Raw genomic sequence first — 1739 nt, forward strand, 5'->3', positions numbered from 1 at the left:
AAAACCAAACAAAAAACTGTTAGACAAGAGAATCCCAATCCTTTAACTATGCCAGCTTTACGTAAGTAATTTGATATTTTTAATTCTAAAAACGTAGATTGGAGACTTTTTGGCAGTTGCTTAACCCCTGCGTTTTTTATTATCATGATCATGGACACCTTCCTTGGTCTGGTAATTTTGGTTTTTGGCAATTCCATTTTACCAAAAGGATTGGTGTCTTTTCTATTTTTTCTCAATGATTGTCAAGGGCTATTTTATTTTCCAGCAAGGCCGCTTAAATGTTGGGATTAAGGTTATTTTGCAAGTGGGAAAGTTGAGTTAGGTATAAAGGGCATCTAAGCTTTTTACAAGTATGCATATTAATATTTTCCGTTCGTCAATTTCTGAAGCTCATTATAAAATATATCATTTCTTCCCCAAACATCTTTTAAATGATATACCTTATCTAATATCAATACCTTACATGATTCCTTAGACTTTATATCCTTATTGGCATCTGATAAAACTACTGAAAGAATCAAGCCTTCAACGATGGAATAAGGAAGAAACATTATTTGCCCTTCCCTTCCGATCTCTTCCCCCAATCTAATTGAATCATCAATATAACCATCATGCAGCAAAGAACATCTGATGCGTTTATATATTATTTCCTGCAATGTTTTATTGCCAATCTTTACTTCGCCCTTTGCAATAATTTTAATATTTCCGGTACTTAAAATAATTGGCATATGATTTCTTAAAAAAAGTTTATATCTTTCTCCAACACCTTTATCTGCCGGATTTAATAATTTGTTATATTTTTTTAAAGATGCATCTATAGCTATACAGGCTAAAGCCAATGACACCATAGGTTTTGATTCGAGTAAATCGTATGAATCAATAATTAACCTTGCTAAATAGTCCACTAATTCTTACCTCCTTATATTAATAGTTTAATCAGTAGCATTGAGTATAATTTGCCACATCCGCTAACAAAACCTTTTTATTTCTAAAAAAAGAATCCATTTAAGATTTGTTGTGGTTGGTCATGGCTTTGGTTGCTGGCATGGTAATTAACGAATGGCATAAATTTTACAGGGTTTTGTTATGGTATTGTTTGGAAGTATGCCGGGGGTAATTTGGGGGAGGTATATGTAATTTTATGGTTATGTGATGTAATGCTGAATTTGCCGTATATAGTATTGTTGTGATTTGTTCTACTGATGCTATTACTGGCATAATGGAATTTTTATTAACAAATTTTAGGGTGTGGGTTGTTGTGGGGTGTGGGTGTCACAGGGTGTATGCAGGAAAATGTGTTCGGGGGGCGTGATTTGAGGGGGGTCCGGTTAAGTAACCCCCTTGACCAACTACTTAGCGAGATTGAAAAGCGATTTACATTCCACGATGGTTAGATTAAATGGAAGTTAATGTAATTAAACCGCACCTCGCTAATCCTATTTACATTCCACGATGGTTAGATTAAATGGGTAGACGGCTATCTGATTGAAGCTGCCCTTACAAAATTTACATTCCACGATGGTTAGATTAAATGCATATGCAGCTTTCCATAAGAGAGTTGAAAATTTGCGATTTACATTCCACGATGGTTAGATTAAATGCTGAAAATATTCTCTCTGTGCTAAGGCGAAGCAAAAGATTTACATTCCACGATGGTTAGATTAAATGTCATAGGCTTTTTTACTACCCAGGTACCACTGGACTAATTTACATTCCACGATGGTTAGATTAAATGGGTT

At 34.6% G+C, this 1739-nt stretch carries 1 protein-coding gene, 1 pseudogene and 1 CRISPR repeat array; the gene and the pseudogene both read right to left on the bottom strand.

Annotated elements, in window-relative coordinates:
- A pseudogene (locus BM056_RS26690) lies at positions 1–236 on the bottom strand (hypothetical protein); the annotation flags it as partial.
- A 123-nt stretch (positions 237–359) separates the two neighbouring features.
- Entirely contained in the window at positions 360–905 is a 546-nt protein-coding gene (locus tag BM056_RS25485; RefSeq protein WP_092476347.1) for an Rv1289 family protein, read from the bottom strand.
- A gap of 467 nt (positions 906–1372) precedes the next feature.
- Positions 1373–1735: direct repeats of the CRISPR family, unit length 30 nt; unit sequence ATTTACATTCCACGATGGTTAGATTAAATG.
- Positions 1736–1739: the final 4 nt, after the last annotated feature.

The sequence above is a fragment of the Desulfotruncus arcticus DSM 17038 genome, from assembly GCF_900113335.1.
In the GTDB taxonomy this organism is placed as follows: domain Bacteria; phylum Bacillota; class Desulfotomaculia; order Desulfotomaculales; family Desulfallaceae; genus Desulfotruncus; species Desulfotruncus arcticus.